General features: G+C 44.1%; 29 protein-coding genes. 11 read left to right on the forward strand and 18 right to left on the reverse strand.

The window, feature by feature from the left end; genetic code table 11:
- Positions 1 to 229: 229 nt before the first annotated feature.
- Genes VNE01S_RS11675 through VNE01S_RS11690 form a run of 4 tightly spaced genes read right to left on the reverse strand, consistent with a single transcriptional unit; the run spans position 230 to position 4,767 of the window.
- Complete coding sequence (locus tag VNE01S_RS11675) at positions 230 to 1,360, reverse strand: PQQ-binding-like beta-propeller repeat protein (RefSeq protein WP_156309783.1); 1,131 nt, start codon at positions 1,358 to 1,360, stop codon at positions 230 to 232.
- Entirely contained in the window at positions 1,360 to 2,772 is a 1,413-nt protein-coding gene (locus tag VNE01S_RS11680) for a DUF6844 domain-containing protein (protein WP_053394487.1), read from the reverse strand. Before VNE01S_RS11680 ends, VNE01S_RS11675 begins: the two co-directional genes overlap by 1 nt.
- A 60-nt stretch (positions 2,773 to 2,832) precedes the next feature.
- Entirely contained in the window at positions 2,833 to 3,435 is a 603-nt protein-coding gene (gene lpoB, locus VNE01S_RS11685; RefSeq protein WP_053394488.1) for a penicillin-binding protein activator LpoB, read from the reverse strand.
- 9 nt (positions 3,436 to 3,444) lie between these two features.
- Complete coding sequence (locus VNE01S_RS11690) at positions 3,445 to 4,767, reverse strand: COG3014 family protein (protein WP_245649888.1); 1,323 nt, start codon at positions 4,765 to 4,767, stop codon at positions 3,445 to 3,447.
- 597 nt (positions 4,768 to 5,364) lie between these two features.
- Here VNE01S_RS11690 and VNE01S_RS19460 point away from each other — a divergent pair.
- Together VNE01S_RS19460 and VNE01S_RS11695 are read left to right on the forward strand one after the other, a co-directional pair.
- Positions 5,365 to 5,514, forward strand: a complete 150-nt coding sequence (locus VNE01S_RS19460; protein WP_053394490.1) for a hypothetical protein — start codon at positions 5,365 to 5,367, stop codon at positions 5,512 to 5,514.
- A 56-nt stretch (positions 5,515 to 5,570) separates the two neighbouring features.
- Positions 5,571 to 6,095 (forward strand): hypothetical protein, encoded by a 525-nt coding sequence (locus tag VNE01S_RS11695; RefSeq protein WP_053394491.1) that lies wholly within the window; start codon positions 5,571 to 5,573, stop codon positions 6,093 to 6,095.
- A gap of 51 nt (positions 6,096 to 6,146) precedes the next feature.
- Here the strand turns inward: VNE01S_RS11695 and VNE01S_RS11700 are convergent, their stop codons facing one another.
- The 3 genes from VNE01S_RS11700 to VNE01S_RS11710 form a co-directional block, all read right to left on the reverse strand.
- Positions 6,147 to 7,547 carry a class II fumarate hydratase gene (locus VNE01S_RS11700; protein WP_053394492.1) on the reverse strand — a complete coding sequence of 467 codons (1,401 nt, stop codon included), beginning with the start codon at positions 7,545 to 7,547 and terminating at the stop codon, positions 6,147 to 6,149.
- Between the two features lie 146 nt (positions 7,548 to 7,693).
- Positions 7,694 to 9,535 (reverse strand): putative bifunctional diguanylate cyclase/phosphodiesterase, encoded by a 1,842-nt coding sequence (locus VNE01S_RS11705; protein WP_053394493.1) that lies wholly within the window; start codon positions 9,533 to 9,535, stop codon positions 7,694 to 7,696.
- A 117-nt stretch (positions 9,536 to 9,652) separates the two neighbouring features.
- A complete protein-coding gene (locus tag VNE01S_RS11710; RefSeq protein WP_053394494.1) occupies positions 9,653 to 10,537 on the reverse strand; it encodes a LysR family transcriptional regulator in 885 nt (294 codons plus the stop codon).
- 248 nt (positions 10,538 to 10,785) lie between these two features.
- Between VNE01S_RS11710 and VNE01S_RS11715 the strand changes: the two genes are divergently transcribed.
- A complete protein-coding gene (locus VNE01S_RS11715) occupies positions 10,786 to 11,139 on the forward strand; it encodes a hypothetical protein (RefSeq protein ID WP_053394495.1) in 354 nt (117 codons plus the stop codon).
- A gap of 68 nt (positions 11,140 to 11,207) precedes the next feature.
- A complete protein-coding gene (locus tag VNE01S_RS19715) occupies positions 11,208 to 11,339 on the forward strand; it encodes a hypothetical protein (protein ID WP_281178098.1) in 132 nt (43 codons plus the stop codon).
- A 79-nt stretch (positions 11,340 to 11,418) separates the two neighbouring features.
- Here the strand turns inward: VNE01S_RS19715 and VNE01S_RS11720 are convergent, their stop codons facing one another.
- The 6 genes from VNE01S_RS11720 to norR form a co-directional block, all read right to left on the reverse strand.
- Positions 11,419 to 12,021, reverse strand: a complete 603-nt coding sequence (locus VNE01S_RS11720) for a glutaredoxin domain-containing protein (RefSeq protein WP_053394496.1) — start codon at positions 12,019 to 12,021, stop codon at positions 11,419 to 11,421.
- Positions 12,022 to 12,071: 50 nt separating this feature from the next.
- The gene (locus VNE01S_RS11725) at positions 12,072 to 12,962 is read right to left on the reverse strand and encodes a DMT family transporter (protein ID WP_053394497.1); all 891 of its coding nucleotides are present in this window, start codon (positions 12,960 to 12,962) and stop codon (positions 12,072 to 12,074) included.
- A gap of 210 nt (positions 12,963 to 13,172) precedes the next feature.
- Positions 13,173 to 14,510, reverse strand: coding sequence for an MATE family efflux transporter (locus VNE01S_RS11730; RefSeq protein WP_053394498.1), 1,338 nt, complete (start codon positions 14,508 to 14,510; stop codon positions 13,173 to 13,175).
- A 135-nt stretch (positions 14,511 to 14,645) separates the two neighbouring features.
- Positions 14,646 to 15,245: an HAD family hydrolase gene (locus tag VNE01S_RS11735; RefSeq protein ID WP_053394499.1), complete on the reverse strand. Its 600-nt coding sequence runs from the start codon at positions 15,243 to 15,245 to the stop codon at positions 14,646 to 14,648.
- Between the two features lie 94 nt (positions 15,246 to 15,339).
- Positions 15,340 to 15,699 carry a glutaredoxin family protein gene (locus VNE01S_RS11740; RefSeq protein WP_053394500.1) on the reverse strand — a complete coding sequence of 120 codons (360 nt, stop codon included), beginning with the start codon at positions 15,697 to 15,699 and terminating at the stop codon, positions 15,340 to 15,342.
- A gap of 102 nt (positions 15,700 to 15,801) precedes the next feature.
- Entirely contained in the window at positions 15,802 to 17,391 is a 1,590-nt protein-coding gene (gene norR, locus VNE01S_RS11745; protein ID WP_053394501.1) for a nitric oxide reductase transcriptional regulator NorR, read from the reverse strand.
- A 240-nt stretch (positions 17,392 to 17,631) separates the two neighbouring features.
- Between norR and hmpA the strand changes: the two genes are divergently transcribed.
- Positions 17,632 to 18,804 carry an NO-inducible flavohemoprotein gene (gene hmpA / locus VNE01S_RS11750; RefSeq protein WP_053394502.1) on the forward strand — a complete coding sequence of 391 codons (1,173 nt, stop codon included), beginning with the start codon at positions 17,632 to 17,634 and terminating at the stop codon, positions 18,802 to 18,804.
- A gap of 62 nt (positions 18,805 to 18,866) precedes the next feature.
- Here hmpA and VNE01S_RS11755 read toward each other — a convergent pair whose 3' ends face one another.
- From VNE01S_RS11755 to VNE01S_RS11765, 3 genes are read right to left on the reverse strand one after another with little or no spacing between them, the layout of a single operon-like run.
- Positions 18,867 to 19,406, reverse strand: a complete 540-nt coding sequence (locus VNE01S_RS11755) for a hypothetical protein (RefSeq protein ID WP_053394503.1) — start codon at positions 19,404 to 19,406, stop codon at positions 18,867 to 18,869.
- Positions 19,399 to 19,938 carry a YaeQ family protein gene (locus VNE01S_RS11760; protein WP_053394504.1) on the reverse strand — a complete coding sequence of 180 codons (540 nt, stop codon included), beginning with the start codon at positions 19,936 to 19,938 and terminating at the stop codon, positions 19,399 to 19,401. Before VNE01S_RS11760 ends, VNE01S_RS11755 begins: the two co-directional genes overlap by 8 nt.
- 60 nt (positions 19,939 to 19,998) lie before the next feature.
- Positions 19,999 to 20,208: a cold-shock protein gene (locus tag VNE01S_RS11765; protein WP_053394505.1), complete on the reverse strand. Its 210-nt coding sequence runs from the start codon at positions 20,206 to 20,208 to the stop codon at positions 19,999 to 20,001.
- 378 nt (positions 20,209 to 20,586) lie between these two features.
- Here VNE01S_RS11765 and VNE01S_RS11770 point away from each other — a divergent pair, with 378 nt between their 5' ends.
- Complete coding sequence (locus VNE01S_RS11770) at positions 20,587 to 20,799, forward strand: alternative ribosome-rescue factor A (protein WP_053394506.1); 213 nt, start codon at positions 20,587 to 20,589, stop codon at positions 20,797 to 20,799.
- A gap of 46 nt (positions 20,800 to 20,845) precedes the next feature.
- Here VNE01S_RS11770 and VNE01S_RS11775 read toward each other — a convergent pair whose 3' ends face one another.
- Positions 20,846 to 22,009 carry a threonine/serine exporter family protein gene (locus VNE01S_RS11775; protein WP_053394507.1) on the reverse strand — a complete coding sequence of 388 codons (1,164 nt, stop codon included), beginning with the start codon at positions 22,007 to 22,009 and terminating at the stop codon, positions 20,846 to 20,848.
- Between the two features lie 464 nt (positions 22,010 to 22,473).
- Between VNE01S_RS11775 and VNE01S_RS11780 the strand changes: the two genes are divergently transcribed.
- The 5 genes from VNE01S_RS11780 (at position 22,474) to VNE01S_RS11800 (ending at position 25,320) form a co-directional block, all read left to right on the forward strand.
- Positions 22,474 to 22,830, forward strand: coding sequence for a hypothetical protein (locus VNE01S_RS11780; protein WP_053394508.1), 357 nt, complete (start codon positions 22,474 to 22,476; stop codon positions 22,828 to 22,830).
- Between the two features lie 196 nt (positions 22,831 to 23,026).
- Positions 23,027 to 24,181, forward strand: coding sequence for a D-alanyl-D-alanine carboxypeptidase family protein (locus VNE01S_RS11785; protein WP_053394509.1), 1,155 nt, complete (start codon positions 23,027 to 23,029; stop codon positions 24,179 to 24,181).
- A 174-nt stretch (positions 24,182 to 24,355) separates the two neighbouring features.
- Positions 24,356 to 24,709 carry a helix-turn-helix domain-containing protein gene (locus tag VNE01S_RS11790; RefSeq protein WP_053394510.1) on the forward strand — a complete coding sequence of 118 codons (354 nt, stop codon included), beginning with the start codon at positions 24,356 to 24,358 and terminating at the stop codon, positions 24,707 to 24,709.
- 108 nt (positions 24,710 to 24,817) lie between these two features.
- Positions 24,818 to 25,033, forward strand: a complete 216-nt coding sequence (locus tag VNE01S_RS11795) for a DUF3820 family protein (RefSeq protein WP_053394511.1) — start codon at positions 24,818 to 24,820, stop codon at positions 25,031 to 25,033.
- 41 nt (positions 25,034 to 25,074) lie between these two features.
- Entirely contained in the window at positions 25,075 to 25,320 is a 246-nt protein-coding gene (locus VNE01S_RS11800) for a hypothetical protein (protein ID WP_053394512.1), read from the forward strand.
- Positions 25,321 to 25,514: 194 nt separating this feature from the next.
- Here VNE01S_RS11800 and VNE01S_RS11805 read toward each other — a convergent pair whose 3' ends face one another.
- Positions 25,515 to 25,853: a hypothetical protein gene (locus tag VNE01S_RS11805; RefSeq protein WP_053394513.1), complete on the reverse strand. Its 339-nt coding sequence runs from the start codon at positions 25,851 to 25,853 to the stop codon at positions 25,515 to 25,517.
- Positions 25,854 to 26,024: the final 171 nt, after the last annotated feature.

Below are 26,024 nucleotides of genomic sequence, written 5' to 3' on the forward strand. Positions count from 1 at the left end.
ATATTACAGCAGCATTATTAGTGGATGACCCCTGGTAGCATAGCGTCGTTGATAACTGATAACTTGGTTTCGCTTTTCATCGGTAACTCGGAGAAAGGGTGAGAGAACTACTGAGTCCGTCACAATACGCTTTTGGAGGGGTACAAAGTGAAATACGGGGAAGGCTTGAAAAATGGCAGCCGTATAGTTGGCTGCCATATTGTTGTTACTTAGAGAAACTGTGTCGCCTTTATAGGACAATGCCGACGGACTTTTCCTCTTCCTTAGGTTTTGCATGGCTTTTCGGCTTATACGTCGCTCTTTTTTTCTTTGGAGCTCGGTACGCGGATTTACGGGCAATACTGTTGTTCTTGATTTCGCTAGTATTCCCTTTCACCACAGAGACGTACGCAAATTTAGGAAGGACCTTAGTTACTTTGACAGTCGCAACTTTCATTTCGTCGTGACCTAAGCTTTCTTTTGTTACCGGGTCGATAAATTTTTCGCCTAGGCTGAATACATCAAAATACTGGCCTCGTTTCACCGTTTCGCCACCAGAGTTAAGAACCAGAGAGCCATTATCGCCAACTAGGACAACCATTGGGTAGATATTATCTTTTAGCTGGTCAAAGACTTTCTTCGATGCGATATCAACAAGTAAGCTCAGGTTATTTCTGCCTGATGTTGTTGGAATTGTAGCAGACCATTTAACTTGGTTGTTTACGATGTCTACAATACGGTACTCGACTAAGACCTTTGAACTGTAGTAGGTTTTTACATCCTTAATTCTTTCGCCTGTTAGTTCCACAGTACGTGATTTATCAACGACACGTTTGTTTGTTGCCGCTGTAATCACCTTACCAGTGACGAGGTACTGCAAACTAGGATCATTAGGGTTATCCAAAACTTTAAACTTTCGATCCTGAACTAGGTATTTCAGGACTTTCTTTCCGATCGTTTTTCCTTTTGGTCCAGTGAACTGGCCTACGGCGATGGTTCTGCGATTGGAGTTTTGATCCTTAATCTTATCGCGAGGGTCTACTTTTACACTCACTTCCAATTTGACGTTGCAGAAATCGTTTAGGCATTGCTCATGCAAAATGCGGTATTTAACATCACCTTTAGAGGTGATCTGTGTACCGTCTATCATGGCGTCTTTGACTTTGCTTTTTTCACCATCGGATACATACGTTGTCGAAGAGATACGACCGCTGTCTATGGAAACGCCTGAAACCTGTTCAACGGCACGACGTAAGCCAACGTCAATCGCTTGGTCTAAGGTTTCCCCTTGACCTGTGGTAATCACTTTCTCGTAGCTTGCTGCTTGCACCATCAAAGGGGTAAACATCAGCAGAGCTGTAAAAATAATCTTATTCATCATTAAAAATCCGCTGCATCAAACATGTTTTCTGATTCGGCAGAGTTCGTTGAACCGCCATTTCCTTGTAGCTCTAGGTCGAGTTGCGCTTCAGTTTTACCACTCGCTATGTTTTTCGCGGTAGTAATTTTCTTAGGGTGCCAAACAAGCACGGAACCCACCATCTCGTGACCAGTAACCGGGTGCTTGCGACGCCATTCATATTCTGTACTCACACCAGTCATGTTCTGGATAGAAGAATGCATAGCAGCACGTTCTTGCATGCTTTCTATCAAGTTCTGCGTTAAGCCTGAAGATGTTGAACGGACGGAATCAACGATAAGTTCGAACTTCTCACTTTCTGATACTTGTTTTTCGCTGGATGTTTTGTTTTCCAGGTCACCATTTAAGTTGTACGTACGTGATAGGTTTGCCCAAGCGTTGTTGGTTGCAAAATTTTGAGCCACTTTACGTTCAATTTTTTTCTTAGCTGAAGAGCTTGAGAATGTAACACCTGACTGACCATAAGCAATGATCATTGGGTAACCTTCTGAATCGTAAGCAACTTGAGTGCCTGATTTTAGATACAGGCTATCTTTTTGCGCCAACAACATTGCGTGGATAGAAGAGAATCTTTTGTTCGCTTTATCAGCTTGTGGAGAGACTTGTCCATCAGAGTCAATCATAGCTTTTACTTGTGCACGCTTGCTCGCTGATAGCGCCATTGCTACACCAATAGTGCCCTGGCCAGATTCTTTGATTTCCTCGAACACTTTGATAACCATCATGCCTGATAGATCACCGTAAGAAGTGCGGACAGTTTGATCGACAACTGACTCTTTAAACAGATCACGCTTAATCGCTGGTGGCGCGGCCTCGAACTGTTTAGGGTCGATGCCCATTTCACTCAGTTCGCTGTCTAATTTACCTTCCAATACCGCAACAGCTTTATCTAAGAAACCCACCATCTTAGAGTCTGTTTTGAAATCATCAGCCGTTGGCGCTGGTAGGCCGTTGCTGTATGCCATAGAGGTGATGGTATTGTTGGTTACACTGGTATTTAGCGTTTCCAAGTATGACTTACGAGCGTTAAGTACTGCTTGTTCGAGAGTTCTTTCACGGAATTTGGCCCAGTTAGGGTCATTTCTGTCTACGTCCAGCTCAGCGGTTCCGCTGAATATGAAGACTTTATGCAGTTTCCCTTGCTGTTCTAAGCTCTTTTTCACTTTCGCGACATACGAATCCAATTTTGATTCTACCGCATCTGTTGTGTCTACATCTGCCTTTGCTTGAACAACGTCTTTATCTGATTGCTCGCCAGCAACTTGTTGAGGGATCTCTGCCGCTTGTTTAGTATCTACTAATTGCTCTTCAGCCACCACTGGCATCGCTAGTCCAGCTACTAACATTGCAGCCAACAGTTTGTTCATTTTCATAACTTTACCTAATTATTCTTATTGGAAAAGAATTGGGCAGTGAAGACTGCCCAATTTTTATTACCAGCTAACGCTTGAACCGTCAGAAACTTTACCGACGACACGTTCACCTTCCCAGTACGCTAGACCGTTTTCGATATTGGTCAGTGTCATTTGGAAGTAGTACTCAATGCGTGTGTCACCGTTGTCCAGAGATGAGTTACGCTGAAGGATTTTGCCTGACAGGCTGAAATCAGGTGCCAGTACTTGGTTGTCTCCTTTAACGCTTGATTTCTTAACCATCTTAGAGTCTTTTAACTGGCGCATTTTTTGAGTTGCGTCATCTTCACCAAATGCGGTTGTGACCAAGAACTTACCAGACTGCAAAAGTTTTACTCGTAGAGATTTAGTTAGCTGGTCCGTATCAAGGCGTTGCATTGTGTCATTTTCGATATCGTTAACATAAACGATGTAGCGACCACCAACATCTGCTTGAGGATGCGTCATGAGTTTGTTGTTTGTGATGTCATCTGCCATTTCATTCGCTGCTTTTGAAAAGTCGGCATATGATAGGGCTGCGACTACGTTGGTTGATGTGTCTGATGCATCGATATATGCAGTAGTAGTTTTACAACCAGACAGAGTTGCCAAAGCAATCGTTGTAGCAATAGCGAGTTTTTTCATTGTGTTTCCTTAGATATTTACGACTTTTACAGTTGGAGCGATGACCGGAGAAACCGCTTTGACATAAATGATATGCTTATCAGCATCTTTGCTGAGTTCAACAGGTAGCGTGAAGTTGCCAGCCTTAATTTGAACTTTCTTATTTTTTGCTTCTACGCGTACGGCTTGGTATTGGCTAGGAAGCGCGGAGAACGAACGAATATCTGCACCAGTCGTCGCTAGCTGCAGTACTGCAAATGCGTCACCAAGTAGAGCGTTTTGATCTTTCACTTGCTTCTGGGCAATGGTTTTCAACGTGACGCGTGTAATTTCACGGGCAAGAATGTATGGGAATTCTTGGTCAAACTCTGCGCTGATGATTTTGTCCATATCTGCAACAGTTTCTGTTTTCGCACCGTTTGCTGTGATGTTGGAGAAAGCAACACCGCGCTGGCTGAGCCTTGGAATTGCGATACCAGCGTATGAGACGTTGTCGGATAGCAAGAAGATTGGCAGGTCTACACGCTTTTCTTCTTTTACCGTTGATTTACCGTTTTCGAAAATAACCCAGACTTGGTTTTTCAGCTTAGACTTTTTGTTTGAACGAGCCATAGAACGAGCTAGTTCATAGTCTGCTTTAACCGCTTTAGAACCCGTCATAGAATAGACGCGTTTAAACGAGTCAGATGCTTTTTGGAAGTCCGATTTACTTTTACCTGTTAGCAGTAAATTAAGGCCGTATGTATAAGTAGTAAAAGGGTTTACGTAGCCATCGTAAGGTTTCCACTGGCCATACTCGATGCCGGCTTGTGAAAGTGCACTTTTAGTGGCTTTAGATTCCATTGTTTGTTTAACAAGAAAACCTGACTCACCAGCCTCTTCTTCAAGTTCGGCTTTTCGCTCCTTAATGATATCGGCAAAGTGCTGAGCCGCACGGCGTTGTCGTTCTTCAGCTCGGTTTAGCTCTACGCGAGCATTCTGGTAGTCATTCTGAGAGAGGAAATTCCAAGCTTTGATGGTGTTGGTCATGATCCCATCATAATGAGCTTGCTCGTAATCAAGCATAGCGTCGTTACCAATCATGGAACCAACTAGTTCACCAGTTTCTGAAACCGTACCTTCAGTATCTTCACTTTTCATCATCTTTTCAGATGCATCTAAAAGTTTTGTTGAAAGTTCGTAGTCGCCGGAATAGTTCAATGTCGCGCCAGCTTGTAGCGTCCACAACAAATCATCTGTTTCGCCTGATTCCTGATCGTATCCAGCATTATCTAACGCTAGCTCGGATGCGCCAAGAAAATCGCCACTTTCCAATTTTCCATTGAAATTGTCGAAGTCCTTTTTTTGCATCATGCTTGTACAGCCTGATAGCATAACAATGCTTATTACACTGCTAATTATTTTTAATTTCATACGTTTATAGACTCATATTAAAGTTTAGTTATTGTTTTATAGTTATAATCGCTCGGTTTTATACAGCATTAGTTAATATGCCTCTATGACCATGGTCATAAAAATGCATAAGCGTGAATATTTATAGAAGCTGATTGTATAAATTTGATGCGAATTAATTGAAGTGTGTCTATATGTTGAGCCATTTATTTACGCTTAAGGGATGACTCCAATTACTAGCTAATTATTCAATGTTTACCTTTCAACGTTTAATCTCAGATAAGAGCTCTTGGATTAAATATCGTCATGAGGTGAGCAGTAATGACTAGTACTTATCTATTAGCCTTCGATTGGGGTATAAAAAGTGGGAGGAGCTGAATATGGTTTATGAAGGCAATGTGAGCAGGTCAAAAAGAGTCAGACTCACACCTTTATTTTCACGGGTTCCTTTTGTAGTCTTCAACTTGTTTGTTTCTAAGTTTGTTCTCCGTTGCGACAACTTCAATAAACCCTTAGAATTCGCGTTCACTCACTCTGACTCACCCTTAAGGAAGTCAAATGAACGCTAACCAAGCTGCTGCGACGTATTCTGCTGAAATGGCGATTTCACCAAAACGTGAAGTTGTTATTCGCGAAATCACTTCGCTAGCAAAAATGGCCTCTTTATTGGCGGTTCCATTTTTGCTGCTATCTCTGGCTTGGATATAAATCCAGAGCACACCACACAAGGAAGTGTGCTTATTCATTAGCAGTACAAGGAAAGTATGTTCGATAATCCAGTCTATATATTTATCATTGTTTTGATACTTGGTTACGTAGCGGAATTCATTCTGTCTTCAAAGAAAAGAAAGGCCATAAAAAAAGAGCACGAGTTTTTTGAGGATCTTTTGCTATGGCCCCAAGGTTCTCCCGCTTGTTGGCAAGCCCGTGTTAAATATGGACAGGGGACAATTGGCGTTTACACGGAAGATGATGGGCCAATCAAAGGCTATAGAGAGCCTACGGCTTCGGAAGAGGCTTTTTGCAAAAATACTCTTGCTAAGCCAAGCGAATTGTACAAAAGAGCCTTACCTGCGATTCATGAAGCATGGGAAAGTTTGGGTAATGAAACTGCTCTACCAGAAAATTGGCAGGATGAATTTACGCTTGATGGTTTTTCTGTGCCAGTTGATTGCAATACCAGCACTTATTGGGGTGTTTCATATTCTTCAAAAAGCGCAAAGCACTACATCTCTATCGGTTTTCACAAAGGCGTTCCAGTACTTGAATCAGTCGATGAGTGGGAGTAATAAATAGATTAGAGTTGGCCAAAAACACATCACGGTTTTTGGCCAATGAGTTTAGCCAGCTAGCCCACCTTCTGCGAGCTTAGCTGGGTCTAAAAGGCGTTCAAGTGTTGCTCTATCAAGGTCGGTTTCTTGCTCTGCGACATCAATGATCGCTTTCCCTTCTTTATAGGCTTTCTTTGCGATTTCTGCTGCTTTTAGATAACCGATTACGGGGTTTAAAGCGGTCACCAGTATTGGGTTTCTGGCTAAAGCTTTTTGTAAATTATCGTCACGGACATTAAAGGTAGCAATCGCTTTATCTGCCAATGCGACGGCGCTGTTAGAGAGTAACTCTATGCTCTCTAGAATGTTGTGCGCGATGACAGGCAGCATAACATTGAGCTGGAAGTTGCCTGACTGCCCAGCGACAGTGATGGTTGTGTCGTTGCCAATCACTTGAGCGGCAGCCATTGCGGCCGCTTCTGGTATCACAGGATTGACTTTGCCTGGCATGATGGAAGAGCCTGGCTGCAAGCCCTGAAGTTCGATTTCTCCTAGCCCAGCCAAGGGGCCGGAGTTCATCCAACGCAAATCATTAGCGATCTTCATCATAGCAACAGCAGCTGTTTTGAGCTGTCCTGAGAGCGCAACCATGGCATCTTGGCTGCTGAGGTTGTAGAAAAAGTTGTCGCTGGACGTGAAGGATACTTTAGTCGTCTGGGCTAAGTTATCCGAGAAGGCGCTAGCAAACCTAGGATCAGCGTTGATGCCTGTCCCAACGGCCGTGCCGCCTTGAGCAAGTGCTTTTACTACGTGCAGGCTTTGCTCAATGGCCGCTTTGGCTTGTTCAATCTGAAACTGCCAACCGCCCAGTTCTTGATCAAAGGTGACGGGCATGGCATCCATAAGGTGGGTTCGGCCTGTTTTTACCGCATCGCCTATTTCTTGTCGCTTGAGTTGAAGTGTTGCGATTAAGTGCGAGAGTGCAGGAATGAGTTCCCTTTCAATCGATAATGCAGAACTCACTTGAATGGCGGTCGGCACAACGTCGTTACTGCTTTGGCCCATATTAACATGGTCATTGGGGCTGACATCTCCACCTAAAATCTCACTGGCGAGTGTGGCGATCACTTCATTGGCGTTCATGTTGGAGCTGGTGCCAGATCCCGTCTGGAAGACATCGATAGGAAATTGCTTTTGGTGCTCGCCATCTATGATGGTTTGCGCTGCGTCTGCAATCGCATTAGCAATATCGCCTTCTAGCAGGCCTAACTGTGCATTAGTAAGTGCAGCGGTTTGCTTGATGTACGCTAACGCCTGAATAAAGGCGGCAGGCATAGTATGGCAACTGAAGTGGAAGTTATCGATCGCGCGTTGAGTTTGCGCTTGGTACAAAGCATCGGCGGGAACATTAACTTCGCCCATGCTGTCTTTTTCTATTCTGTACTGGGGTTGGGTTGAGGCTTGGGTCATGTGGCTACCTTTTGTTATCTAATAATGCTTAATCCACCTGCGGTAAATTAAGTAATGATAATTATTATCATTACAGTAAGGTAAATCAAGCTTGTTTTGATTAAGGGTAGGACATGACTTTTATCATCACCTCTTAGCTAGCCATATTAACCATTAGAAACCCTCGACTCAGACGTTTGGTTCATTTTATAAAATTCGACCAATTCGGTCGGCTTTTGTGGTCGAGAGAAGTAGTAACCTTGAATGTGTTCACAACCCATGGCGTAAAGTTTATCTAAGGCGAGTTTACTCTCCACCCCTTCTGCAATCAGTTCGACATTGAGCTGTTTGGCGAGCTGAGTGATTAACCATACAACTCGTTCAGCGGTTTTACTCGAAATCATGTTGCGAATGAAAGTGGCATCCACTTTGATGTAATCGATCGGGTAGCTATGAATGTAATTTAGGCTTGAGTAGCCTGTACCGAAGTCATCAAGGGCGATGGAAAAACCGAGAAGCCGTAAGTTATCCAAGGTTTTGCGTACTTCACTGGTTTTTGAAAGCAGTACCGTTTCCGTTAGCTCGATAGTAAAATCGCAAGGGCTAAACCCATAGCCTTGGATCGTGTCTAACAAATTATGAAGATAGTGGCTGGAGTTTTGTATTTCATATGCAGAGCAATTAATACTCAGTCTAACTTTGTACCCTAAGCCTTGCTCAATTTTTTGTTTAGCTAGGCAAGCCAGTTGCAGAATACGCTCTCCGAGTTCGATGATCAGGCCAGACTGTTCTGCAGCATGAATGAACTCGATAGGTGACACATTGCCTAGTGTTTCACTGTGCCATCGAGCCAAAATTTCGAAGTAATCCCACTTGTTTGAGTCGTGTGCCACGATCGGTTGTACAACGACATAGACTTCACTTTGAGTGATGTCTTTGTCTAGTTCGTTCCTGAGTGCATCTATCACCATGGCGCGTCGGTAATATTGAACGCTCAAATGTGTGTCATAGCATTGTATGTAATGCTGGCGAGACTGTTTACATTCTTTGAGCGCTAAACTGGCGTTAAGGATGATCTGATCCGCGGTAAGGTGCTGCGCACTGTTGCTGGCTAAGCCAATGCTCACTCGGATTTTAATGGTGTGCGCGGAGTCTTGGTAGCCGGATTCCACTTTGCTGATGATACGATTACAAACCTCAAACGGATCCTCAGCCAAGGAAATAAAGGCGAACTCGTCTCCGGCAATGCGGTAAGCCAGTTGCGAATCTTCGACGGAATCTTTGATCGCGTTCGCCACAAACTTAATCACTTCATCGCCAATGTAATTACCATAAATGTCGTTAATCGATTTGAAGTTATCAATATCGATATAGGCGAGGGTAAAAGACTGAACATTGTTTTCTGTCAGTTGATCCAGTTTACTGGATAAGCATGTTCGATTGAGTAAGCCAGTGAGGTTGTCGTGGGAGACTTCAAAACTCAGCTGATGCACTAGCATTTTGGATTTATCAGCCAGCCATTTTTCACGTAAGCAATGGACGATCAGCCGGGCAAACAACTGGTGGTAATAAATGAGATCTTCGGTTTCATCCAGTGGAGAGGCAAACGAAGATTGTAAAACCCCCAGCACTTCTCCTGACGATGATTTGAGCGGTATCCCTATGTACGCTTGCGCTCCAGCTTCTTGAAGAAAACGGAAGTCGGAAAAGGTCTCGCTAAAATTTTTCTCATATAAAATATAGTCTTGCTTGGAGTCTTGAAAAATTGCGCAGGGCGTATCGGCCAGAGAGTACTCCACTGGTGGCTTAAGCTCGTTTTGGCAAGCGTATGAAAGCGTTCTTACCTTAGTATTGATGCAATTAAACTCAACCAAACAGGTACAAATAGAGCCAAATTGCTGATGCAACACTAGGGTTACTTTTTCCAGCAATTCGGTATCGTCTAAACCTAACGTGTCGTAGATAACATCCAAGTACGTCAACGACTTATTCATCATATTCCTAGCCATAGTGAGAACCTAAATTTTATAAACATCCAAATGTAATTAGTCAGGGCTCACATTAAATATGGCGTACGTTGCATAGATAGGCAAATACTGAGTGCAAATAATTAGTCGTAGCTCGGTTTATATGTGCTCTTGAGCCAGTCGCTCTTTAAGGTAATCGAGAAAAAGTTTCGTTCGGGTATGCTGGTAATCGAGCTTAGGATAGTAAGCATACACTGTTGCTTCATCCGCCGTGATATCTGGTAGGATGCGTTTTAATGTCCCTGCTTTGAGTTCGTCTTTGATCATAAAATCATTGGTTATCAGGACGCCCATACCGCTTTTGGCTGCGTAGAACAGTGCTTCCGGGTTAGTAGTTGTGAAGTTTCCTGTCAGTACCACGCGTTGTCCTTTAGAGAGTTTAACTTCCCGCTGAGGCTTTTCTCCCCATACCAAAGCATTGTGTTCTTTTAACTCGGTGGCATTTTGGGGTTCGCCAAAGCGCTCAATGTAATCGGGAGAGGCGTAGAACCCCGCCTTGTGCTCAAATAGTGCGGTTGCTTTGAAGCTTAATGAGTTCAGTTGTTCTAACTCGCGACTAATAAAGAGATCCAAGCTCAGTTCAGGCAGTTGCCCCGGGGTGGTCGTGATCAGTTGAATGCGAATATCTGGGTACATGTGGAGAAAATCATTCAGATAGCGCACTAAGAATTTAGAACCTACCGCCAGTGTTGCGCCAATTTTTAGCAGCCCAGCAGGAGTTTGGCTAACAGAACGCGTCTCATCCACAATGGATTGCCAACTTTCTATCTGGACTTTAGCTCGCTCGTAGAAGAGAGCACCTGCCTCTGTTTGGGTCACGGAACGAGTGGTGCGCTTGAGCAATTGCACCCCGATCCGCTCTTCTAGCCAGTGAATACGTTTACTAATAGCAGAGCTGGTGGTGTTCATCTTACGTGCCGCACCACTGAAGCTTCCTTCGTCGACCACTCGTATGTAGCTATGAACACTTTGAATCCAATCCATTTACTGGCCCTTATTTATTCTTATCAGGCATTAATTAGCCTTTTAAATTGGTTATTATTTTTAAATCGTATCCAATCTACACCTATTTAGTGATGGCTTAAAGGGGCGTGTAAAAGAGAACGTTTATATTCAAGGTTGAAAAACTTGTGCGAATGTTGAGCATACGGTGAGCCAAAGAGTTTGCTTGAAAGCCACTAGGTGATTGATACAATGCGCGCAGAAATATTCCATCCATTGAGGACAAAAGCATGGAACAGAAAGAATTTGAACAGTTGGTTAAAGCACTGTGCGAGAAAGAGAGTCTTCCACAAGCATTAGAAATGCTGAAAACCAGCGAAGATGAAGAGGTTGCAGCCGCCGCTGAGTCTCTTACTGGTCAGTTTGCTCTTGCAGAAGTTGAAGGTGAAAAACGTATTTACCACGTTACGCTACAAGAAAATGAGCAAGGGGAAGAGCAAGAGTTCATCGAGCATGTGATGAACGAAGGTGATGATGTGATTCGCTTTGTTGCTTGGTTCTTTGATGCGATGTTTGAAGTGAAACGTAAAGACACCTATCAAGCCGCTGGAAAAACCTATCAGCAACCTAAACGTGTGAAATAATGTGATTTAGATCTTGTTTTTGTTTTATTTGTGATTAAAATCACACTCCTGATATCGAGGAGATAAACATGAATCACGAACTAGGCAATGCATATCTTGGTCAAATGATCGCGAAACAAGCGATGTATGAAGCACTGAATAAGCCTAAAGCGAAGAAAGCCTCTTTCTTTAAGCGTATGATGAAGAAAGTCGCGAAGTAAACGTAGCCGCTGAATTTAAAACAAAGCCCCCAAATTTGGGGGCTTTGTTGTATTAGCTTGATTGATATCTTTGTGTTGGCTAACCAAGGTTGACGACGTTATCAGGTACTTTATTTAATCCCTTCTTATTTAACCAAGTATCAAGATTGTCTGCGCCGCCAATATATTGGCCATCCATCCAGATCTGAGGAACCGTAACAGGTGTTTTTTCACCAATGATGGCTTTGACCTCTGGAATCATGCGGTAAAGAGCAGCGCTGTCTTTCACCACATCATAATATTGATATTCAACCCCTGCTTCGTCGAGCATTTTTTTCGCTTTAATGCAGTATGGACAGGTCTCTTTACCGTAAACAATGTTGCCTTTTAATGTATCGCGTTTTGTCCATTCTTGGATCACCGCTTGTACCAGCATGCCACGGTTCAGAGCCTCACCCTGGCTGATTACCTTACCTTCCACCATGACGATTGGCGCGTGCCAAGCCCCAACTTTGAGTGGTTCCCACCAGTGTGACAACCAGTCCTTTACCTCTAGTTTGATAGGTACGCCAAAGAGTTCATTCTCAAAGGTGTCACTAAGAATGTCTGTAGTCAATGTACACTCACCGCATGGGATCTTGACGCTAAATGGGCCCCAACTGCCTGCCCAACGGTAGAGCGTGATTTTGATTGGGTCTGTCATAGAATGCTCTCCTGAAGCTCTTTCCTTAATAGAAAGAGTTTCGCCGTGGTTTATTTCAGTAGCTTAGACTTTTTTGACTCCCACTGGGTGATAAAAGCCACAGAAGCAATGATGATCGCCGCCCCTAACCACAAGCGACCCGGAGGAACCCAGCCAAAGACCATCCAGCCTGCGAGTACATTGAGTGGCAATTTCGCATGGTCAAATGGCTGAACAAAAGACGCGTCGGCAACCGAGTACGCTTTTACAATGGCCCATTGTGCTAACGCGGTAATCGCCCCAGCAGCAATCAATACCATCCAGATCGTGCCACCCGTTGGTAGTTGCCAGTCTGGTAATGCGAGTAAAATATTGAATGGAGTAATCAAAATAAGTAAGTAAACGACCATCGTCGAAGGGGAGTCATCTGACGATAATTTCTTCACCATTAACGAGTAACATGCCCAGAAAAACGCGGCTCCTACAGGCAGTAAAGAAGCCCAATTGAAGTCTTCAGCCCAAGGCTCAAGGATAATCATTGCGCCAGCAAAGCCTGTCAGTGTTGCAAACCAGCGAGCAACGCCCACTTTTTCTTTCAACAATAATCCAGAACCAACGGTTGCAAAAAGTGGTGACGTCATCAGCAATGCGATGCCTTGCCAGATAGGAACAGGGTAAGCCAGTGCCCACAACCATAGCTGGATACCAATCACGGAAAGGAATACACGAAATACGTGCATACCTAAATGCTCAGTCTTGAGAGACTTTCTGATGCCGAGCGTTTTCAAGTACGGGAGGATAACAATAAGCGCAATCGCGTATTGAATGAGTGCCACTGTGGTGGATGATAAGCCAAAGTTGATACTAGCGACTTGAGCAAGGCTATTCACGACGGCAAAAGCAAGGCCTGCTGTGAGCATCCAGCTTGCGCCTTGTAGTGGGAGGTGGGATCGTTTTGTCATGGTTTTTGTTAGAGAAAAATGGTAGGCAGAATAATACGTGTTTATCGGGCGGTCGTCATCTGTCTATCTTGTTGTTGATGCTCAAAAAATTAGTACTATTAACCTTGGTTTTTATAGGTGATAAAAAGCGACTCCTCCGCACAAGATGATTTCAATACTCTTTTACGGAGGAGTCGCTGATCTGAAAAGATATTCGCCGCGAAGTAGAAGTTAAAGTCGCGTGAGCTTATCTTCGACCTGCTTGAGTGCTTGCTGGTACATGAACCATGCGCTAATACCCGCAAGGATATTACCCAGTAGCGCGCCGTAGAATATTCCTTTCAATCCCAACAGCTGTGAGCCGATCCATAAACAAGGTAAGAAAAATGCAAACAGGCGCAGCGCAGATATGGTTAAAGCTGTGTATGACTTGCCGAGTGCATTTGAGATAGAAACCATCAACATACAGATCCCAAGTGGCCCCAGACTCAGTGGTACGATCAGCAAATGCCAGTTCAGAATGTCAGTCACGCTACTTTCGCTAGTCATCAACTCGGCCAGAGGTGTCGCAAATAACCAAGTCAGTAGCGCAATCAGAAGTTGAAAACCCAACACGAACTGACACGCCAAGAGCACCAATTTTCGGATATCTTGTAAATCGCGTGAGCCAAGTAATCGTCCAACCATCGGAGGCATAGACATAGTGAGTGCCAAAACCGCGACAATAGCAAAGAATTCATAACGTGAACCCAGCGCCCATGCAGCAACGGCGGCCGTGCCGTAGCTTGCGAGCAGTTTCGTGGCCAACATGGAGGATAATGGGGGAAGCAATTGGCTGATCATGGCTGGGCCCATGATATTGGTGATAGAGCGAACGCTTTTCACCACATTTAAGTCATCCCAGTCAAAGCTAAGCCAATGGTTTTTATTTACCTTGGGTGCAACGACGAGAATCCCGATGCCAAACGACAGAATCGTGGCTATGGCTGCGCCATTAATGCCTAAGTCGAGCGTAAAGATAAAAATAGGGTCGAGCACCATATTGAGTACGCTGGTCACCATCATCATAGTGCCGGGTAACATGGTGTTTCCGTTCGCTCGGCAAATACTGTAGAAAAAGTATAAAAATGCCCCTGTCCACGCACTGATCAACCACACGATCCAGTAGCTTTCAACGATCGGAAAAACTGTGTCTGGCGCACTTAGCAGTAGCAAAATAAAATCTCTGATCAAATAAATCAGAACCGCTACGACAGCGACTCCGATGCTACCGATGGTAATAATCAGCCCACCCAGTTGTTTTGCATACTGAGTTTGCTTTGCCCCTAGTGCTTTTGAAATCACAGCAGTGGTAGCAATGCCAAGACCAACTTGAATACCAATAATGACCATTTGTATCGGCAGCGTGAAACCTTGCGCCGCAAGAGGCAGCACACCAAGTTGACCGATAAATGCACTGTCAATCAGTTGGAAACTCATCAGAGACAAAACACCAAACATCATGGGCCATGTCATTTGAAAAAGCTGACGAGCTAAAGAAGGGGAGGATCCCCGCGTTGTTGATGTCATATTAACCTTTGTTTCGGTTGGAAGTGAGTGGCATGTCGTTATCCACTGTTGTAAATCTTGGTTAAAAGGTGCAATTTCAAGCGCTAAACGGAAAAGATTCTAGCAATGGTGAATTTAGTTATCTTAAGTCCGAAATTAAGACAGTAATTCGACCAGTTCATCAAGCTGTTTCACCACAACCGAAGCATGTGCGTGAAATAAAGAGTCCTTGCCATTGGTGACTAGACAAGAGGGCATGCAAGCATTAAATGCTGCTTGCAGATCATAGAGGTAGTCACCCACGTATAAGACTTGATGAGGCTTCAGCGCCCACTCATTAGCCAAAGCAAGCAATGAATCGGGGGCGGGTTTCGGCGGGAAATGCTCGCGAGTGATAATACGAGAGATATTGAGTCGATTGTGCGTTACTTTTCTTAAAGCTGCCATTTCACAGTTACGAGTGATAATTGCAGTATGTAGGTCATTTTTTTCAATAAAGCTCAATAGTGTCAGGCAACCAGGCATAGGGGCAGAATGGGCCGCGTCATCCATTTCGTGCTGCAGTATGAGTTCGGTGGCTTTAGCACTTTGCTGCGGGCATTGAATGTCATCCACATAGGAAAGCAAATCATGCTCTTGTGGGCATCCTACTTGCTCACGTAGCCATTGAAAGTTCATGTTGGAGCTGACGAGGGTATTGTCCAAGTCAAAAACAATGGCTTTAATGTCCGACGTGTCGAGTTGTACAGCTGGCATAAAACGGACCTCAATTAACGAATACCAACCTGACAGCGTGGTCGGCTTAGCTTCGCCGACATCGGATTAATCAGATTGGCATCCATATGGGATATTAAGCGAACTCTTGCTCTAAATAAGCCACGATGTCTGATGATTCGTACATCCACTCGACTTGGCCATCTTTTTCGATTCTTAGGCAAGGCACTTTGACCTTACCACCGCCAGATTCAAGTTCACTGCGATGCTGCGGATTACTTTTCGCATCACGCAGTTCAATGTTGACGGATTGGCGCTTTATCGCGCGACGTACTTTCACACAAAATGGACAAGCTTCGAACTGATAAAGCGCCATGTTTTGTGCTTTGTTGTCGGCTTCTTTTTGCGATTCTTCTGAGCGCTTTACTCCCTTTGGAGAGAATACAAAGTTGAGCAGCAGGATAATGCGGCCCAAAAACCAACGAATAAACTTCATAACATTCCTTTAATTATAGATTTTGCTAGTGACTTTACGATATGAAAGAGCCGTTGAGCGTTGGCTCTTGCATTGACGTGGGCATTGTAGCTAAGTTGACCGTTAGAGTGTACTTATCTTGTGGTTCTTAGTGACAGTAATCCCCAATCTTTTCGCTAGTCTGGTTAAGTTTGCACGGTCTGTTTTTAACTCGCGTGCGGCTTGAGCCCAGTTAAAGTTCGCACTTGTCAGTACGGTTGTAATGATGTTTCTTTGGTATTCATCAGTGGCTTCGCGCAGCCCCATAGACCAGTCAGGGCGAGGGAGCACTTCCTTAGACTTGGAAGAGGAATCTGACGACAGCTGAGCTAATGGCTGTAATTCGCCAATATCGTTAGTTGAGACGGTAATCAATTTACCATTAGTACCGCGTGCGCGCGCTTTTAATGCGGCGCGGTTTATCACGTGTTCAAGCTCTCGCACGTTACCTGGCCAGTTATAGTTATTCAGTTGTTGCTGCGCTTCTTTACCCAACTTGATTTGCACAATGCCGAGCTTGCGCCTCGCTTGTTCTAGAAAGAATCCCGCCAGCAGAGCTACATCACCTTGGCGATCTCTCAAAGGCGGTACATCAATCGGGTAAACACTGAGTCGGTGATACAAGTCTGAACGGAAATGACCGTCTTCCACTTCTTGCTTCAAATCTCGATTGGTCGCTGCTAGTACCCGAACGTCTATGTTCTCTACTTTGTCTTGACCGACGGGTTGAATTTCGTTGTTTTGCAGTGCGCGTAAGATTTTACTCTGTGCTGCTAAAGGCAGCTCACCAATCTCGTCGAGAAAAAGTGTTCCGCCGTCTGCTAAGGCAAATTTACCCATGCGCGACTTCTCTGCGCCCGTAAACGCCCCTTTGACGTGACCAAATAGCTCACTTTCGACTAAATTTTCCGGAATCGCGGCGCAGTTTACGTAAACTAGGGGTTGCTTACGGCGATGTGACAAGTGATGAATACTTCTGGCGACCAACTCTTTACCCACGCCTGTTTCACCGTGGATCAGAATATTGAAGTTTGATGGCGCAACGACTTCGATATCAGCTCTGAGTGACTCCATTGAAATGCTTGAGCCGATAATTTCACCGCCATCGCGCTCCCACGCTTCTTCATTCAGCTCTTCGAATCGTTGCTGAGTTTGCTTTGCTTGCTGCTCAAGTTGGCTGACGGTTAATGCGACTTTTAAGGTTGAAGCTGCAATAGCGGAAAGGGCTTCAAGGCTGCGGGCTGGGATATGGTTGAAAAGATTCGGCGTCATACTATCGAGTGTGAGCACGCCCAATAGCTTGTCTGCGTAGATTAATGGTAACCCCATACATGAATGCATCGGTAGATCACCCTCGTAATCGAGCAATAAATTGTCAAATGGGTCCGGCAGCGCGCAGTCAGAATCAAATCGTACTGCGGTTTTCGATTCGCAGATCGCTTTAAAGCGAGGATGTTCCTCGACCTTAAAACGCCGACCCATGGTATCGCGTGTTAATCCTTGCATCGATAACGGCACCAAAGTATCGCCTTGCAAGGACAGCAACGCGACACAGTCGCACTGAATGGCTTTACGGATGGCATCCAGAAGTTTACTGAACCTTTCATGATCGTTGTCGCCTGCTGCAAGGCCGATGGTCATGTCGATAAGGGTTGATACAGAAATATCTTGCATCTCTTTAACCAAGTCTCTGTTTTAGAGCGTAATCTTAACTGTATGAGATTGCGCCAATGGATGTGAGTTATACTGATATTTTAGAGTCATTTAGACTCAATTGAAAGATGTCAAATTGACATTTTATAGTGCTGTTTGGGCGTCTAACCTTAGTGATAGCCTGATTTTATTAAGTTGGCACTGATCGTGCTCTGTCTAGTGAAAAACTATAAAACACTATAATCTAATCAGGAGAAGTCCATGCTCAACAATCACCATATTGAAGTCGTAAAGAGCACCATTCCACTACTTGAAAGTGCTGGCCCTGCCTTAACTCAGCATTTTTATCAGCGCATGTTTTCACATAACCCGGAACTTAAAGACATCTTCAATATGTCGCATCAGAAAACGGGTCGTCAGAGCGTGGCTCTATTTGAAGCCGTTGCGGCATATGCAAAAAATATTGAAAACTTAGAAGCATTGACTGCTGCAGTCGAACGTATTGCACACAAGCACACTAGCTTTAACATCCAGGCGGAACATTACCAAATCGTTGGTCATCACCTGATTGAAACATTGCGTGAACTCGCGCCGGAGGCTTTTACTCAAGAAGTCGAAGAAGCTTGGACAGCCGCCTACCTATTTTTAGCTCAGATCTTTATCGACCGCGAGGGTGCGTTGTATAAGGAACGTAAACAAGCAGCGGGGGGCTGGGAAAATGCTCGTGAGTTTAAAGTGGCAGAGAAGACACCAGAGTCTGAATATGTCACCAGCTTTGTGTTAGAGCCGATTGATGGTGGACAAGTGATCGACTATCGCCCAGGTCAGTACCTAGGGATTGAAGTTCAACCCACCCACGCTGAAAACGTTGAAATTCGTCAATACTCGCTTTCTCATAAGCCAAACGGTCAGAGTTATCGTATTTCAGTTAAACGCGAAGTGGGTGAGCACAACGGTTTGGTTTCTAACTTTATGCACGATGAAGTGGAGCAAGGAGACGTTGTGAAACTGTATCCACCAGCAGGCGATTTTTACTATCAAGAAAAGCAAAAGCCTGTCGTACTTATGTCTGCAGGTGTGGGTGCGACGCCAATCCAATCTATGCTTCATTCTTTGGCTCAAGATGGGAAGCAAGAAGTGAGCTACTTGTATGCGTGTAATGGCGAACAGCAGCATACCTTTAAGCAAGAAACATCAGAGCTTGTTGAGCAGCAGGGCTGGAAGCAGTTTGCTTGGTATCTGAATGAACAGGCAGATTTCGCAGGTAACATGGACATCACTCAAGTGGTCGATGAGTTACCAATCAACGAGGCGGATTTTTATATTTGTGGTCCGGTGCCGTTTATGGAAAGCGTGGTTAAGCAGCTAGAAGGGCACAGTGTAGGGCGTGAACGCATCCACTATGAAGTGTTTGGTCCTCACACTTATCTATAAAACTGCATGTGTAAAAGGCTTCCGGTTGGAAGCCTTTTCTTGTCTTTTGCCATTCACTTTCGTTATGAATTGAAGAATGACTTTAACCAGTCAAGGATTGGGTGACGCTTTTTCTCAATAGGAGAGAGCTCAATCCCCTGATAATAACTACCAAGAAACTCGGTGCGCAGTGTATTGCTGTCCAACCCTGAAATCTGCGTGATGGTTTTTGCTGTTTGTTCGGCATGATCGTTTGCGAGGCTAAAATCCATTTGTAGGTAGCCTTGCAGATAGAGCCAAAGGTGAGTAACGAAGATAAGCTGTTTTTGACTCTGGTTCTCAAAACGGGACGCGTGTTCCTCACCGAGATTATCTTTGAGTACTTTTTCCATATCACTCATCGACTCTTGGTGAGTGTGGATAAGCGTTTGTGCTTCGATATGGGCTTTGGTTAACACCCCTAATAGATGATGCGTTGCAGAGGTATTGGGCTTGTTTTGATTTACTTTGTTAAACAAAGGCTCATATTGCTCGCAAAATACATCCCACTCGGGTTTCACATTATGTGAATCCAGCAAGACATTGGCGTGTATGTTCTGTAACGCACCTTCCAGATTATTCATTAGAGTACAGCGTCTCAATTTGGATTTCGAATGAGCCTTGAGCGCTATCGACAAACACACTCTCGCCAGTAATCATCACTGAGAGGTCCATCCCGCGTTCTACTACCTGAGATAAAGCTTCGATAGCTTGCCAATTAAATCGATAAATATTGGCATTGTACTGAGGGACTTTGTTCTTAATTTGCTCCCACCATACATCGGATTTACTGTTGAAGCTGAAGACATCGACGCTTGGTGATAGGCGAGTGGCTTTCTTGATTCGATCCAGAGAAGGCTCACCGATCTCAATCCAGTGCTGAATTTGGTCGTCTAGAGATTTTACCCACAAGTCGGGCTCTTCAGTAGTTGAAAGCCCTTTGGTAAAAGAAAGATCAGGTTGGTATTTTACGCAGAAAGCCAAAATGCGGGCCATCATTCGTTCAATGGTTTCGGACGGATGTTGGGCAATCGTCAGTTGCGCTGAATCGTAGATATCTCGGTTTGTGTCAGAAAGAGAGATACGGAATTTATAAATAGTGGGTTTAAGTGCCATAACAGATATAAAAATAGCCAGCAAAAATGCTGGCTATTGTAAACTTTATTTAGCTACAAGTTAAACAGCTTTGATGTGTTCAGCTTGAGGGCCTTTTTGGCCTTGAGTGATAACGAACTCAACTTTTTGACCTTCAGCAAGAGTACGGAAACCGTCGCCTTCGATTGCTGAGAAGTGTGCAAAAACGTCAGGACCGTTTTCTTGTTTGATGAAACCGAAACCTTTAGTTTCGTTGAACCATTTAACTGTACCAGTAACAGTGTTAGACATAATGTATATCCTTGAAAAATCTTTTATAAAGCCATGACGGCACCTATAGCGTGGAAAAGGAGATTGCTATTGCGCACGACGTTACGGAAGATATACAAGAAATCCAACGAAACGGCGAATTGAACAAGAACCGTTTTCTAGCTGAGGTCAAGTTTAAAGCGAAGTACGTTTAAGTCAATCAAAATAGATAGGATTATTCGTCTATCAGTGGGGTTTTCATAAGAAACTTGCGCTAGGTATAGTTTCGAAAAAAATACCAGCAGAACTAGAATTAGTGTAATATTCTAGCAACTGCCTTATTGAGTTGTAACTCTATATCAATACGTTGCAAATTACATCTTGTAGCAGTCGATTGTAGTTAAAAATCAGGAGGGGATGATGCCCAAAAGTAATCGAAAATCAGGCGATTACCAAAACTCACTTCAGTTAGAACTTGAAGTAGGTAGAGGTAAAGTGAAAGACAATGCGTTAAAAGCGGTCGTGACAAGCCAACTGTTTAAAGTAAGAGTCGAGAAAGCGAAGAAAGGTAAAGGAAGTTTCAGCCGCAAAATGAAACACAAAGGGAAAGAGCCCTATTCAAAAGCCGCTTAGCAAGCGAAGTTTGAATAGGGCTCTTTCTTTTTACTGATAAAGCTTTTTAGTGTTCAATTTTCGGTGAGTAAATGGAGTACGCAGTGACTTGGCCAGCCACAATGGCTGAAAACATAAATAGCGCAGAAAGGCCAATGCTTGGAATCGGTAAAATGGATTGTTCAAAAACGGATTGACCCGCACTGACCAAGACTCGGCTTCCGGGAACCAAAATGATAATCCCTTGTACAATATAGATAGCTCCGGTGAGCTCCAGTTTTTTTGCTAACCAAGTACCATAGAGCGTGATTAATACCGTTGTTACCCAAGTGCCGACGACCCAGCCACTCTCAAACCCAAGATAAAATGGCCCCCACATGCCGAGTACCGCGACAGGAAGACCTAGCAGAATATCTTTGGTGCGGGCGTTAAAAATCACTCCAAGAGAAATCGACAGTAGGAATAGCCCCGCGATATGCAGCCACAGAGGCACTTCATTAACGTATTTGGTTGCTTCAGCTTGGCCCCAAATAGATTCTCCAATATTCAGCCCCATCACAATACCGACAAATAGTTTAATCAATGTAAGCGCGCTTTGCCCCAGTAAGCTTGTTCCTGAAACTAAGTCGTTGAATGCAAGGCATTCGAGTGAGTTTGCTATTGATAAACCCGGGACAAAAAGAATGACAGAGGCAATACACAGAGCCCAAACGGGTATAGCGGCGTCTGTGCTTGCGAAAAAGGCGACAAGTACCCCAGTTAATAACGCGGCAATGAACTCGACGGCTATGGCTCTTCTGGCTTTGCATACTTGCTGACTAAGCCAAATCACAAACCCCAAGAATATCGAGATATAAATCGCGTCTAGTGTGCTTCCTACCAGCATTAAATATGCAGGTGGGATGCCCATATTAGCCAAAGCAATAATCCACTTGGGATAACCGACAGGCTCTGGAATGGGTTCATTACTGGGCTGATTGATCCTGATGATCGTATTTGCCAGCAAACTCAGGTTAATAGATGCAGGTTGATGGCGCTTCATGATGACAGCGTTGTTGTCATCTGGAAACTGATAGTTAACGGTTGTTGGCGTTGCCTGAATCATGACATCAACGCCGTGTTTGCGAGCATAAAACTTGGTGAATTTTTCCAACTTATAAGGGGCACACCCTGTGCGGTGAAGGGTGTCCCCAATCTCGACGATTTTATTAATGCGGTACTCTGAAAGCATGGAAATGAAAGCCTAAAAATTTGTGACGCAAATGTAGCAGAGGTGTTGAATTGAGACGAGTTGAAATAAATTGAACAGTGGTAAAGTTCACATAAATTTACAGATTGCCGTAAATAAAAAGTGCCACTTTTGAAAACTTAAGTTTTGTTTCGCTTTAAAGCCCGGTTTTGACATCTTCTCAGCGGTGAAATGTCACAAAACCACAAAGTTATTTGTTGTCAATAATGTTGCAAATTTGTGTTGGTCTGGGGTGGTGTTAGCTTGGATTTACTTAAAGTTCAAATAGTTAAATGGCTTTTTAAAACCAGACGTTTAACTGTATATTAACATTTATGTAAGGTGTTATTTTGTATGAAAAATATACATGCATTACCCTTGATCTTTCTATTAGAAAGGGGAAAATATGAGAAAAATGAGTTTCCATAAATGAAAAGATGCTTTTTGACAGAAAAGCGAGGCAGAGTATGAAATTATTTCTTATATTGATGGTGTCAGTAACCGCGGGTGTTGCGTCGGCAGAGCATCTGCACTCTTTTCTTCTAGGTTTGTATATTTCCACTATGGCGGTGGGCGCGTGCTATTGGTTCGCTTTCCGAAGCAGCCGCTTTCCTCAATTGGCGTTGGCACTACTAATTTGCGGTTTGTTCGCGAAGATCGCAGTCACCATTGCAGGAGTCAGTTGGGGTGTCAGCCAAGGATTGATTGGTTCACCATTGGTTTTTGCTCTTTCCTACTTGTTCTTCTCTATTGTCGCGACCTATGTTTGGTTTACTTACAAAGATCGTTTAATGATGAAACGCTTGCAGCAAAGCGTCGCGTAAACCACTCTTTTTGACTTATTTATCAAAGCCAGTACTGAGAAGTGCTGGCTTTTTTGTTGAGAAAAAGAGGCGTGTTTCCCAATTATTGCGATAAATCTTCAAGAACCGTAACGAGTGATTGCAAATACGCTGAAACGAAACTTGGCTTGTTTATACTGGTGTAAGTGGTCTTAACTTGGAAGCTTGCAGCATTACTATGAAAAATACGACTCTTGCTCTTACTCTTTGTACTTTATCTTTTAGCGCTATTTCTGCACCAACTATTGTTCCCGACCCTCCACTTCTTGGAGCGAAAGGTTACATTCTGATGGATTACAATACGGGCAGTGTGTTGGTTGAAAAAAATGCTGACGATACGCTAAACCCGGCGAGTTTAACAAAACTGATGACCGCCTATGTGGCAGGTCAAGAGGTTCAGACAGGGAATATCTCACTAGAAGATCAGGTCACGATCAGCCAAAACGCTTGGGCGAAAAACTTCCCAGATTCGTCAAAGATGTTTATTGAAGTGGGGACGCAGGTCTCGCTCAGCGATTTGTATCGAGGGCTCGTTGTTCAATCTGGCAACGATGCAAGTGTGGCAATTGCAGAACATGTTGCTGGCAGTGAAGATGCCTTTGTTAGCCTAATGAATAGTTGGGCAAGCAAACTTGGCCTGACAAACACGGCTTTTGCTAATCCGCATGGATTGGATAGTGATGACTTGTATTCTACTCCAAGAGATATCGCGAAATTGAGCCAAGCAATCATACGAGACTTGCCTGCTATCTTCCCCATGTATAGTGAGCGCTCATTTACTTATAACGGTATTACGCAATATAACCGTAATGGTTTGTTACGAGACCGCAGTCTGAATGTCGATGGAATGAAAACCGGATATACCAGTGGAGCCGGTTATAGCCTCGCAACCTCTGCAACTAGTGGTGACATGCGCCTTATCAGTGTCGTGATGGGGTCGAGTAGTGAAAAAAGCAGAGAGTCGGAGAGCAAGCAACTGCTCAGTTATGGATTCCGCTTTTTCGAAACAGTCACCCCAACCAAAGCGGGAGACACACTGAGCGAAGTTAAAGTATGGATGGGAGAAAAAGACGATCTGAAAACGGGTGTGAGTGAAGACGTCTATTTAACCTTGAGTAAAGGTGACTTGCCAAAATTAAAAGCGCAAATCGAGATTGGAGATGAGCTGACTGCGCCAATTACTGCGGGCAGTAAAATTGGCGATGTCATCTATATGGCGGACGAAAACGAAGTGGCGCGAGTCGACTTGGTTGCCTTAGAGGATGTTGAGCAGGGGAGTCTGTTCAAACGTCTTTGGGACTGGGTTAAACGGCTAGTCTTCAGCTGGTTTTAACCACATAAAAACGGATGCCAACGGTGTCCGTTTTTTCATTCTCACACGACTTTACTATGAAGAGGCGCAGCTCGAGCCTCTAGACCAAACCTTTATATTGCCCTAACTATACGCTGACATGGTTCTGCAATAAAAGACTGACAATTTATGTCAACACTTATACAGGGAATCATCATGGAATTTACACAGCAAGATAGAGAAGCACTTTATAACACTTGGATGTCACAAAAATCGAAAATGCGACTGACTCAGATGGAGTTTGCGAAAAAGCTGGGTATGAATCAGCTGACTTTTTCACAAATGCTTCGTGGTGAGCAGCCTTTAAACATGTCTTTCGTTAGCCACTTTTGTCGCTTGCTGCGCCTAGAACCCAAGCAAGTAGTACCATCCTTACAAGAGCAATCGGATAATGGCCCTAAGGTCGTGTATCTGCAAAGCCGAATGAGTGTGGATGGTGAAATTCAAAATGCTTACATCGACGGCAACCAAGTTGTTGTTGAGTATGCTCACGTTGTTAAGCAGTCATAACCCTCTATTCTCTTGCTTCCCTTTGAGTGCTTAACTGCAGCGTAAGACTATTGCTAGCTATGTTTTAGTGCTACGCTTTCGGGCAGTTAAAACACTCGATATGACACCATGCTTGAAAAACAAAATTTGATAAAATTAGCGACAATGCAGATGCCGTTTGGTAAATACGCAGGTCGTATACTGATTGACCTGCCTGAAGAGTATTTACTGTGGTTCGATAAAAAGGGCTGGCCGTCTGGAGAGTTAGGGGATTTGCTCAAGTTGTGTTTAGCGCTCAAAATTGAAGGTTTAGATAGTGTCGTGAAGCCTTTGAAGCGGATGTGACCTGCCACAGAAACGCCCAATTTTTAATGAAAAGACTTATTATGAATTTTGATATCGATGCACTGAAACATCACCAATTGGTCGAAGATGGTAAACTAGAGGGATACTACATTCATCAGCCTGCTCAAGGTAGTCAGCAAGATGACAAAGCTGTTTTGGCAGAACGCCAAGCGTTGGAAAATATGGGGTATAAGGTAATACAGGTTAAAGCTAAAGGCGGGACAACAACGTTTGCCGAGGCAATGCAAAAGCTTGCGAAGAAGACGGGTCACCAGCCCAAGGAGTAAGCGAGTGTAACCTGCCACAGCCTCCTAAGTTCTTCCACGATACCATGTGCTTTCAATCAAAAGAGCCAGACCTTCAGGCTGACTCTTTTTTGCCCTGTTCTTTACTAGGGAAACAGCTTGTCAGTTAACCTCAGCATTTTGAAGCTAGGAGTCGGCTCCGTTCAATTTCCCGATTTCAAATGACTGAATAAGTTTCAGTCCATTCGGGTAATAAAGGTTTGCTCGTCATCCACAAAAGCCACAAAGCCGCCGTGATAGATAAACACCCGACCACGCCCCTCAACCAGACAGGCAAGCTGTGGGTTCAAATCTTCTTCGTTATCTTGGCTTTGAAATGTTCCGGTATCAGTGATTACGCCGCTGAGTGTAGGCAAATATCCATAAGCCCGCTTGGCTTGATCAATCAGGTTCAATTCACTGGCAGCAGAGAAGTAAGAGGGGATTGCACCGGCTTCTTCAATAAATAGAGGTTTCAGTTCTTCAAAAGCTGTAATCACCAGCCAGTCGATGCCGTTAACATGATGGATAAACATAGAGTTTCTCGGTAATTCTGGAGCAGAGATTTTATCACTACCAAGGGAGAACGTAGTAGAGGTTTAGCTGCTAAAGGCGGTAATTCTGTGTCATTTCCGACATTCACTAGGCCAACTTGAAACGCGTCTTTGCCTGAAGGCGTTTCAGTCGGCACTTTCTAAGTCAGAAGT

Origin of the sequence: Vibrio nereis NBRC 15637, from assembly GCF_001591105.1 — a bacterium.
Classification (GTDB): domain Bacteria; phylum Pseudomonadota; class Gammaproteobacteria; order Enterobacterales; family Vibrionaceae; genus Vibrio; species Vibrio nereis.

Excerpts from the sequence above, each read along its gene's own strand:
- VNE01S_RS11675 (WP_156309783.1), bottom strand. The coding sequence starts at position 1,360 with ATGATGAATAAGATTATTTTTACAGCTCTGCTGATGTTTACCCCTTTG.
- VNE01S_RS11680 (WP_053394487.1), bottom strand. The coding sequence starts at position 2,772 with ATGAAAATGAACAAACTGTTGGCTGCAATGTTAGTAGCTGGACTAGCG.
- lpoB (WP_053394488.1), bottom strand. The coding sequence starts at position 3,435 with ATGAAAAAACTCGCTATTGCTACAACGATTGCTTTGGCAACTCTGTCT.
- VNE01S_RS11690 (WP_245649888.1), bottom strand. The coding sequence starts at position 4,767 with ATGATGCAAAAAAAGGACTTCGACAATTTCAATGGAAAATTGGAAAGT.
- VNE01S_RS19460 (WP_053394490.1), top strand. The coding sequence starts at position 5,365 with ATGAACGCTAACCAAGCTGCTGCGACGTATTCTGCTGAAATGGCGATT.
- VNE01S_RS11695 (WP_053394491.1), top strand. The coding sequence starts at position 5,571 with ATGTTCGATAATCCAGTCTATATATTTATCATTGTTTTGATACTTGGT.
- VNE01S_RS11700 (WP_053394492.1), bottom strand. The coding sequence starts at position 7,547 with ATGACCCAAGCCTCAACCCAACCCCAGTACAGAATAGAAAAAGACAGC.
- VNE01S_RS11705 (WP_053394493.1), bottom strand. The coding sequence starts at position 9,535 with ATGGCTAGGAATATGATGAATAAGTCGTTGACGTACTTGGATGTTATC.
- VNE01S_RS11710 (WP_053394494.1), bottom strand. The coding sequence starts at position 10,537 with ATGGATTGGATTCAAAGTGTTCATAGCTACATACGAGTGGTCGACGAA.
- VNE01S_RS11715 (WP_053394495.1), top strand. The coding sequence starts at position 10,786 with ATGGAACAGAAAGAATTTGAACAGTTGGTTAAAGCACTGTGCGAGAAA.
- VNE01S_RS19715 (WP_281178098.1), top strand. The coding sequence starts at position 11,208 with ATGAATCACGAACTAGGCAATGCATATCTTGGTCAAATGATCGCGAAA.
- VNE01S_RS11720 (WP_053394496.1), bottom strand. The coding sequence starts at position 12,021 with ATGACAGACCCAATCAAAATCACGCTCTACCGTTGGGCAGGCAGTTGG.
- VNE01S_RS11725 (WP_053394497.1), bottom strand. The coding sequence starts at position 12,962 with ATGACAAAACGATCCCACCTCCCACTACAAGGCGCAAGCTGGATGCTC.
- VNE01S_RS11730 (WP_053394498.1), bottom strand. The coding sequence starts at position 14,510 with ATGACATCAACAACGCGGGGATCCTCCCCTTCTTTAGCTCGTCAGCTT.
- VNE01S_RS11735 (WP_053394499.1), bottom strand. The coding sequence starts at position 15,245 with ATGCCAGCTGTACAACTCGACACGTCGGACATTAAAGCCATTGTTTTT.
- VNE01S_RS11740 (WP_053394500.1), bottom strand. The coding sequence starts at position 15,699 with ATGAAGTTTATTCGTTGGTTTTTGGGCCGCATTATCCTGCTGCTCAAC.
- norR (WP_053394501.1), bottom strand. The coding sequence starts at position 17,391 with ATGCAAGATATTTCTGTATCAACCCTTATCGACATGACCATCGGCCTT.
- hmpA (WP_053394502.1), top strand. The coding sequence starts at position 17,632 with ATGCTCAACAATCACCATATTGAAGTCGTAAAGAGCACCATTCCACTA.
- VNE01S_RS11755 (WP_053394503.1), bottom strand. The coding sequence starts at position 19,406 with ATGAATAATCTGGAAGGTGCGTTACAGAACATACACGCCAATGTCTTG.
- VNE01S_RS11760 (WP_053394504.1), bottom strand. The coding sequence starts at position 19,938 with ATGGCACTTAAACCCACTATTTATAAATTCCGTATCTCTCTTTCTGAC.
- VNE01S_RS11765 (WP_053394505.1), bottom strand. The coding sequence starts at position 20,208 with ATGTCTAACACTGTTACTGGTACAGTTAAATGGTTCAACGAAACTAAA.
- VNE01S_RS11770 (WP_053394506.1), top strand. The coding sequence starts at position 20,587 with ATGCCCAAAAGTAATCGAAAATCAGGCGATTACCAAAACTCACTTCAG.
- VNE01S_RS11775 (WP_053394507.1), bottom strand. The coding sequence starts at position 22,009 with ATGCTTTCAGAGTACCGCATTAATAAAATCGTCGAGATTGGGGACACC.
- VNE01S_RS11780 (WP_053394508.1), top strand. The coding sequence starts at position 22,474 with ATGAAATTATTTCTTATATTGATGGTGTCAGTAACCGCGGGTGTTGCG.
- VNE01S_RS11785 (WP_053394509.1), top strand. The coding sequence starts at position 23,027 with ATGAAAAATACGACTCTTGCTCTTACTCTTTGTACTTTATCTTTTAGC.
- VNE01S_RS11790 (WP_053394510.1), top strand. The coding sequence starts at position 24,356 with ATGGAATTTACACAGCAAGATAGAGAAGCACTTTATAACACTTGGATG.
- VNE01S_RS11795 (WP_053394511.1), top strand. The coding sequence starts at position 24,818 with ATGCTTGAAAAACAAAATTTGATAAAATTAGCGACAATGCAGATGCCG.
- VNE01S_RS11800 (WP_053394512.1), top strand. The coding sequence starts at position 25,075 with ATGAATTTTGATATCGATGCACTGAAACATCACCAATTGGTCGAAGAT.
- VNE01S_RS11805 (WP_053394513.1), bottom strand. The coding sequence starts at position 25,853 with ATGTTTATCCATCATGTTAACGGCATCGACTGGCTGGTGATTACAGCT.